Genomic DNA, 8,522 nt, shown 5'->3' with positions numbered 1-8,522 from the left:
CACTCGGCACGCTCGGCTCTTCGCTCGGTTCCTCGCTCGGGCTCTCGCACTTGCACTTGGTGCCTACGCGTAGCTTGCGCGGCTGCGGGTCCTTGATGACCTCTTCAGAGGTTTCCGGGTCACCGACTGGCTTGCCGTTTTCGAGCTTCCAGGTCTTGGTGATCTCCTTCTCACCGAAGGCACCAGCCTGGTCCTCAACAACCTTGCCTACCTCGAGGTTCGGGTCGTACTCGATGATGGTGTCGAACGGGGTCTTTTCGGTGTGCTTATCGGTAAGTTCGGTCTGGTTCTTGGCCGGACCAACCTCGATGATCTGTTTGACTGGGTCGCTGATCTTATCGGAGGAGTGTTCCTTGGTGATCTCACCGTTCTCGGCGTTGACCTTGACGGTGTGCTTGATCTCGCCCTGCTTGCCCTCCTGGACAACCTTAGTCTCTCCAGGTTGCAGGTCAGGGTTGACACGGATCTCGGTCTCGAATGGAGTCTTCTCATTCCACTCGATCTGCGTGGAGGCAGGCTTGCCCTTAGTACCGACCTTGATGATCTTATTGACCGGCTCGGTCACACGCTCGGTTTCGGTCTTGGAATCTACGACCTTCGAGTTCTCGATGGTCAGCGTCGTGGTGACCTTGTCCTTACCGAGCTTGCCTTCTTGGACAGTCTCCTGCTTACCCGCTTCCATCGTGTCATCGAAGATGACCGAGGTTTCGAATGGCACATCCTTGACATACTCACTGGTGTGAGTGCCTTCCGACTTAGTGCCCACGCGGATGATCTGCTTGACCGGCTCCTTGGTGCGCTCAGTCGTCACAGTAGGATCGCCGTCCGGCTTGCCGTTGACGATCTTCTGAGTCGAGGTCACAACCTCGGTGCCAAGTTCACCCTGCTGGTCAACCTTCTGTTCGCCCTCCTTGAGAGAGTTGTCGAAGACGATCTCAGTCTCGAACGGAACCGGCTTCTCTACCTTGGTCACCACAGAGGTGTCCTCGGGTGCCGGACCATACTCGATGATCTCGTTAACAGGAGCCTTGGTCTGCTTCTCCTCCGGGGTGACCGTTGCCTGGTCACCCTTGGCAGTGAAGTCAGCGGTGTAGGTCTTCTCGCCAGGCACGCCCTTCTGGACGACCTTGATCTCACCCGGCTTCAGCTCCGGGTTCGGACGGGTAATAACCTCGAACGGAACCTGAGCAGTCCAGGTGACCTTCGAGGAAGCCTCAGACGGCTTGGTACCAACCTTGATGACCTGATCAACAGGCTGCTTGGTAATCTCCTCGGTGATCTGAGGGTCGCCAGGCTTCGAGTTGACGATCTCGCGCGTGATCGTCACCGTCTTCTCACCAGGAACACCCTCGGTCACAACCTCAGACTTACCGGCAGGCAGGTTCGGATCGAATTCGATCTTCACACCGAACGGAACCTCAGACTTAACGGTCTCAGTGTTGGTGCCGGTGGTCTTGGTGCCAACGCGGATGATCTGCTCGGTCGGCTCCTTCGTGCGCTCAGATGTCACGACCGGGTCGCCCGAAGGCTTTCCGTCCACGAGCTTCTGAGTCGAGGTCTCAACTTCGGTACCAACCTCACCCTTTTGGTCAACAACCTGCTTGCCGGCTTCGAGGGAGTCGTCGAAGATCACCTTGGTGTCGAACGGAATCGGCTTCTCAGTCTTGGTCACCAGCTCGCTCGGAGCAATGCCAGGGCCGTACTCGACGATCCGCTTGACAGGCTCCTTGGTGGTCTCTTCCTCGACGACCTCAGCCTGATCGCCCGAAGCGGTGAACTTAGCGGTGAAGGTCTTCTCACCGTTCTCACCTTCCTGAACAACCCGGGTTTCACCAGGCTTCAGGTCCGGGTTCTCGCGAACCTCGGTCGGGTAAGGAATCGGAACCGTCCACGTGACTTCCTTGGCGCTCTCGGCAGGCTTGGTGCCGACGACGACGACCTCGTTGACCGGTGCCTTGGTTTGATCCCAGGTGCCGTCCTGGTTCATCTTCTCTTCGCCAGGCACACCCGTAGTCTCAACCTTGTAGGTACCGGCAGGGATGGTGTCGTCGTACTTGTACTCGACCTTGAACGGAACCTCCCGCTTCGGAACGTCGATGACGTTGACCGTTGCGGTGGTGTTGTCCTTAGAGCCGTCCTCGTAGGTCACGATGACCGGAACGTCGATCTTGTCGCCCGGCTTCGCGGTCTCCGGCGCGGTGGAGATTACGTTGCCCTTGTCATCCAGGCCGACGATCCAGTCGCCGTTAGCCGTCTTCACCTTGTAGGTGGGGTTGCCGAATTCGTTGTTCTCACCGGTGGCTTCGAGGCCCTTCGGGTTGATCATGAACGGCTTGTCCGCATCAAGGTTGATCTCTGCAGGCTTCTCGACGCCAATCGGCGAGGTCGCCGTGCCACCCGGGTAGACCGTCTGGGACGGAACAACCGGCTCAGACTCCCAGGCGTTGGTCAGCTTGACCACGGTGGTAACCGGTGCCTGAGTCGTCAGACCACCTGGGGCGTTAACGGTTACCGTGACGGTGTTCTTGTCACCTGGCTTAGCATCGGCCGGCGGGGTGGAGGAAACTTCACCGGTCTTCGGGTCAATGGTGTACTTCCAGCCGTTGACTTCCTGAGAAAGAACCGGCTTGCCGTCCTTTCGACCAAAGGAGAAAGTCGAGCCGTCAGGCGCGTCTTCAACCTGGTGCTTCACTGCCTGGCCAGGAGCGGTGGTTTGGACGTTGTAGTTCGCCTTGATGTCGCCCTTGATAACGACGACAGTGCCGACAACCGTCTGCGGCTTCTGCTTGCCTTCATCGCTGTAGTGAGCCTTGACCGGAACGTTCAGGATGTCGCCTTCCTGCGCACCCTTCGGGATCGTGGTCGTAATCTCACCAGTCTTCTCGTCAACGTAGACGGTCCACGTCTTGCCATCCTTGCTAGTAAGGGTGGTCTGGTTGGTGCCATCCTCGAAGGTGTAGCGCGTCGGGGGTTCATCGGTCGTGTTGCCGCTCAGACCGCGCTCCGGGATTTCGGGAGTGAGGCTGACGCTCGCGTTCGGCTGACCAGTCACTGTGTCGTAGGTCGGGATCTTGATGTCCACGATCGCCTGGAACTGGACCTCGATCTCATCCGTGGTCTGGTCCGGGTAGGTTGCCTTCACCTTCGGGGTGATGACGGTTCCCGGTGCAACAGAGTCGTCTGCTTTCGCGGTGACCTTGCCGGTGTCATCGACGGTGACGGTCCAGCCATCCGGCACAGTAGACTCGTCGATCTCGAACTTGGCCGGGTGGACCGGCTTATGGCCCTTCATGATGGACTTGGTACCCACCTGAACGGTGATGTCCTCATTCAGCTTGCCCTTAGACAGACCAGGGCGCACCAAGTCAGTGACCTGGGTGTTGTTCGGGTCAACAACCACGAGCAGCTCAAGCTCATCAGTGGAGCCGTTGGAGTATTCAACGATGACCTTCGGGCGAGCGAAGGTGCCCGGCTTCGGCTCTTCCGGAGCGGTGACAGTGACGTTGTAGTTTTCGTCCATCTCGACGGTCCAGCCGTCGTACACGTACTTCTCATCCAGCTCAACCTTGGCTTCGAAGCCGTTATCACCCTTCTTCTTTGCCAGGTCCTTGATCAGGTCAGGGGTCTGGGTGAAGGTGACCTTCTGCGGCTCGGTAGCAATCGGCCCAGTAGCACTATCGACGCCGGAGATGATCGAAGCATCCGTCTTGTCGTACTTCGGGGTGTGGTACTCGGTGTCATCAAGGGAGAACGCCTTCGAGTCGATGACGTTTGCCTTGTTGTAGCGAGTCAGCGAGTTGGAGCTGTCGAAGGTAGCGCCTTCCCCGAAGTTGTTGTTCTCGGCAGCCGCCTGGAGCTGGTCCACGCTACGCGGCTTTGCCAGAACGGAGAAGTTCACGTTCTTGTCAGTTGCCAGGTCGGTACCGCGGTACTCAGGCCAGGTGAAGAAGATTTCGCCGGTCGTTTCGTCGATACGCAGGTTCTGCGTACCGCCGGATGCGGCCGGGTCCGTGGTGCCGATGAACGCGCCGTTGCCATCGTAAGCCTCCACGACCATGCGGGACATAGAGTCGTCAGTGCCACCGTTCTGCACAGCAGGAACATTGACCTTACCGACCTTGGTTTCCTCACCGGGGACGATGACGTGCTTTTCGAAGTTCTCCCACGACACCGTGATCGGGTTACATTCGATGTTCTCGCTCGGCCACGGGTTCACGACGGCCGTAAAGCCTGCAGATTCTCCCCGGGTGGCCCTAGTCCTTGGGTCGGGATTTTCCTGCTTATAGTTACCCTGCCAGGCGTAACGTACCGGGTTGGCGGCGGCGGCCTCAGCGAACTGCTTGACTTTCTGGTCAGTCAGTTCCGCGTTGAGATTTAGGTTTCGTTGTTGCCTAGAAGCAGTAATATCGAGGATTTCGTCGGCCTTGTGTGTGACTGCCTTGTCAACAAGGGTCTGGCCCGCATTCATAGCGGGGATTTGCGCTGCATCGAGGTACGCACCCATAAGGCCTGAATTGGTAAAGCTCCAATCAGCGAACGTGCGGTCCTTCGAGTTGTCAAAGGAGACGCTCAATCCCCAGGCTTTCTTGTTGGGGCTGGACGCAGACGGCTCAGAGGTATACCAGCTGAAACCAGCCTGACTGCCACTCTCAGTGCTTCCCGAGACAGTACACGAACCAGCCGGGAGGTCGGAGGTTTTCTGGGCATCCTGCTCCACCGCTCCCGACTTGTCGCGGATGCCGCCGCTCAGGGCGGCGGCGGCCTCGGGGACGACAGTATTAAAAGAGGTGATGCTGAGGCCGCTCAGCGCGAGTGTAATAGCAGAAAGTGCTGCTACTCCTTTACGGGAAGAGGGCCGACGGGCCGAGCCACTTCGTGGTGCATTCATTCCTTAGGTCCTTTCAAATGCAGTACCCTGCCCCACCCCACAGTGCGGAAACCCGAAAGCCGCGGCGGCTTCTCAAGGTATTTCCTCACAAATTCGTTTAAGGATTGACAGGAAATAGGCAGGTGAACTCTAAAAATTGTATCCTCCTATACATAAACCCGCAAGAAAAACAGGGTTTTACCTGGAATCTTTAACAATAAGTACACAAGCGCGTGGGAATTATAGATTTCCTGGAATCGACCACTCTGTGAGATACTGATCGTTTTCCACACGTAGGGAGTGGGGCGGTGCGGCGAGACGTCGCCAAGCAGGGCGTGTCCAGCGCCGTTTTATACAGTCCTAGGTTGTTCCCCCAGGCGCCGAGGACTGCGCCCCCTAGCTTGTATCTCCTAGGATTCCTCGTGGACCAAATCCGAGCCGCCGGAAGAGTTGGAGTCACCTTCCTCGTTGAGGTTCTGCATGAGGTTGGCCTCCATCCAGGCGCGCACGGTCTCTTCAAAATCCTCGGAGTCGTCTACTTCCTGCACCACTTCATCGAGGTCCTGCGCGGTGAGGAACTTGGTAAAGGAGGCAACTTCCAGCTTTTCATCGCGGTTGAATAGCCCGTCTTGGTAGACCACAACGTAATTCTGTGGAAGCTCCGGCTTTGACTTGGGGCAGCCTTCGGCACCGGCGGGCTCCACCACGGAGACCTCCGGGGGCAGCGAGGCCATGAGCGCGACGTGGGTGCGCTCCAAAAAGTCCACGTCCTTGGTGCCCTCTTCCTTGGCAGCCACGTAGTCCTTGGAAATCGCGCGGGCTTCCTCCGGGTTGTAGACGCTTAAGAATTCACCCGTGCAGCCCACGAAGAAGTTGCCGTTAGTGCTGACCCCGCTGATGTGCTCCCCTCCTTGACGCACCAGCTTTGGCTTCTGAGAAACGGTAGCCGCGCGTCCCTCATCGCGCAGGGTCTGGCGGTAGATCTCCGCCAGCACGCGCTGCTCATGGGATGTCGGGTCAATCATGATGGTGATAGGCGCCGAGTTCACTGGGTTCGGATCCGGCTTGGGTTCATACCCGGAGCAGGCGCTTAACGACGCCCCCGCAACCCCCACCAAGGCCACCCCAACAACGCGGGCGAAGGTGCGGGAACGTGCAATAAGGCGGGGCATCAGAATCAGGCGCATTCTTTCTATTCAACCGGACATGCAGCGCACATGTCGCTGTTCTTCAGGGTTCTCAGTCCGCAGCGCTGGGCCGCGGCATCTGGCTGAATTTTACACACCCCGCTGGCCAGACGGCGGTGTGGCTCTCCCCGATAGCAAGTGACTAGACTAATGCGCGTTATGACTAGCGCTATTACTGAATCTTCCGTTCGCGACGCGCTCACCCGCGTCGATGACCCAGAAATCGGACGCCCCATCACGGAGCTCGGCATGGTGAAGTCCGTAGCCGTCAACGGTCCGGACGTGGACATCGAGCTTTATCTCACCATCGCCGGCTGCCCGATGAAGGGCACCATCGAGTCCAATACCCGCGCGGCCGTGGCGGAGATCGACGGTGTCGGCAACATCAGCATCTCCATGACTCCGATGAGCGACGAGCAGCGTAAAGAGCTCAAGCAGAAGCTGCGCGGCGGGCAAGCCGAGCCGGAGATCCCCTTTGCCAAGCCCGAGTCCACCACCCGCGTGTTCGCGGTGGCCTCCGGCAAGGGAGGCGTGGGCAAGTCCTCCGTCACGGTGAACCTGGCCGCTGCCTTGGTCAACAAGGGGCTCAAGGTGGGCATCGTGGACGCCGATATTTACGGCCACTCCGTGCCCAGCCTGCTGGGTTCCACGGCGGGCCCCACAGTGCTTGACGACGAAATGCTGCTTCCCCCCATCTCCCACGGCATCAAGCACATTTCTATTGGCCAGTTCGTGGAGGGCAATGCGCCGGTGGTCTGGCGCGGGCCGATGCTCCACCGCGCCCTCCAGCAATTCCTCGCGGACGTCTTCTGGGGCGACCTCGACGTGCTCCTGCTGGACCTGCCGCCGGGTACCGGCGACGTTGCCCTGTCGGTGGCCCAGCTCATCCCCAATGCGGAGCTGCTGATTGTGACCACCCCGCAGGCGGCCGCGGCCGAGGTTGCCGAGCGCGCCGGTTCCATCTCGCAGCAAACGCGCCAGCGCGTGGCCGGCGTGATTGAGAACATGGGTGCGATGGTCATGCCGGATGGTTCCACCATGGATATCTTCGGCTCCGGCGGCGGCACAGTAGTGGCCGAGCGCCTCAGCGTGCTGCTGGGCCACGAGGTTCCCCTGCTGGCCAGCATCCCGCTGGATCCGAGCCTGCGCGCGGCTGGCGATGCCGGAACCCCCATCGTTATTTCCGCGCCCGACTCCCCCGCTACCCAGGCCATCAACAAGGTGGCCGATTCCATTGCCGTACGCTCCGATTCCCTCGTGGGCAAGAAGCTTGGCTTGGGTGTCACCCGCAAGGGCTAAATAACCCTTAGGTGACGTCCTCCCAGGAGGAGCTGCCCTCGCCGGTGGATGCATTTCCGCCGCGCGGGGGCTGTGTCGTTTTAGCCGCCTTCTCCCCCGCCGGCTGCTGGGCGCCAAGGTCCGGATAGACCTGCGAATAATCGAAGGTCGGCCGGCCAGTGTTCTGCTCCGGCGCTGGCTGTGCCGGCCCCTGCTGGTTATGCGCGGGTTGGTTGTTTATTTCCGCGTCATGCTCATACGGGCTGGTGCTCTTCTTGATGTCCTCAGCCATCTTCTTCGGGTTGAAGTCGTCCCAGGCGGAATCGTCGCCGTCGAAAAGCGCCTTGGTGATAACCCCGCGCGGGCCCATGCGCGTCCATTCCGCCGCCTGGCTCAGGGGCACCCGGAGGTCATCGAACTCCGCGCCGAGACCGCTCATCTCACCGTTGAGCTCCGCCTTGGCGTTCGCAATGGCCTTGCGCGCGGCGTAGATAGCCGCGCGGACGTCCATAATCACGCCGGGCAAGCGCTCGGGGCCGATGATCACCAGCCCCAGCAGCACGATGACGAGGATCTCTACCCAACCAATTGAGGAAAACACGAAACTATCTTAACTACTTCGCTAGAGGTAACTGGGCGACGGGCGCGCGGAAGGCTTGGGGCTCTTCTTAGCCCCGCTGGTTGTGCCGGATGGCGCGCACAACCATCTCCACCTTGTCCAAGAAATCCTGACGTGGCTGGTGCGCAGGCGCTTCCGCATCCGGCCCGGGCCCTACGCCCTGATGAGCGATACCTGCAAGCTTCGCCATCAGGGAATCAGGAGCCTTGACATGGGATTCCACGCTGCATTCACGAACCCACTCGGCGGCGTTGCGCTGGTGGTGGATTTCTGCCCGGCATTCCGGGCAGTGCACGAGATGGATGCGTACGCGGTGGGCATATTTGGCGGGCATCTCGCCGTCGACGAAAGCGACGACCGCCTCGGGCCCCAAATGGCCGATGGTATCTGCCCGCTGGGCGCGGGCCTTCGCCTTATCGCGGACTTTGGCTTGGGCCTCGGTGAAGAATCCGGACAGACTCAGGGACTGGCCGTCGCTGCTATGTCCTTCTGCTTTCACCTCAACGTCACCTCACCTCAGTGCGCGCTCCTCTGCCCTAGGCGGCAGAATTCTCGCGGTCTCAGACTTAAA

The 8,522-nt window shown here is 59.7% G+C and carries 5 protein-coding genes; 1 reads left to right on the top strand and 4 read right to left on the bottom strand.

The features are described 5' to 3' along the window. A partial coding sequence (locus HMPREF2806_RS06175) for a G5 domain-containing protein (protein WP_070516838.1) occupies positions 1-4,888 on the bottom strand: 4,888 nt, incomplete at its 3' end. A gap of 389 nt (positions 4,889-5,277) precedes the next feature. After that, positions 5,278-6,054 (bottom strand): hypothetical protein, encoded by a 777-nt coding sequence (locus HMPREF2806_RS06170; protein ID WP_070516835.1) that lies wholly within the window; start codon positions 6,052-6,054, stop codon positions 5,278-5,280. A 159-nt stretch (positions 6,055-6,213) separates the two neighbouring features. On the opposite strand from HMPREF2806_RS06170, the gene HMPREF2806_RS06165 reads away from it, so the two are divergent. Beyond that, complete coding sequence (locus HMPREF2806_RS06165; protein ID WP_198531323.1) at positions 6,214-7,353, top strand: Mrp/NBP35 family ATP-binding protein; 1,140 nt, start codon at positions 6,214-6,216, stop codon at positions 7,351-7,353. Between the two features lie 7 nt (positions 7,354-7,360). On the opposite strand, the gene HMPREF2806_RS06160 is transcribed toward HMPREF2806_RS06165, so the two are convergent. Both HMPREF2806_RS06160 and HMPREF2806_RS06155 read right to left on the bottom strand, forming a co-directional pair. Continuing rightward, positions 7,361-7,933, bottom strand: coding sequence for a twin-arginine translocase TatA/TatE family subunit (locus tag HMPREF2806_RS06160; protein WP_070516831.1), 573 nt, complete (start codon positions 7,931-7,933; stop codon positions 7,361-7,363). A 67-nt stretch (positions 7,934-8,000) separates the two neighbouring features. Beyond that, a complete protein-coding gene (locus tag HMPREF2806_RS06155) occupies positions 8,001-8,450 on the bottom strand; it encodes an anti-sigma factor family protein (protein ID WP_046648303.1) in 450 nt (149 codons plus the stop codon). Positions 8,451-8,522 lie beyond the last annotated feature (72 nt).

This window comes from Corynebacterium sp. HMSC076G08, assembly GCF_001811515.1.
GTDB classification, from domain to species: domain Bacteria; phylum Actinomycetota; class Actinomycetes; order Mycobacteriales; family Mycobacteriaceae; genus Corynebacterium; species Corynebacterium hiratae.
Note: the sequence above shows the minus strand (reverse complement) of the source record. Positions and strands in the feature narration are given on the sequence as shown.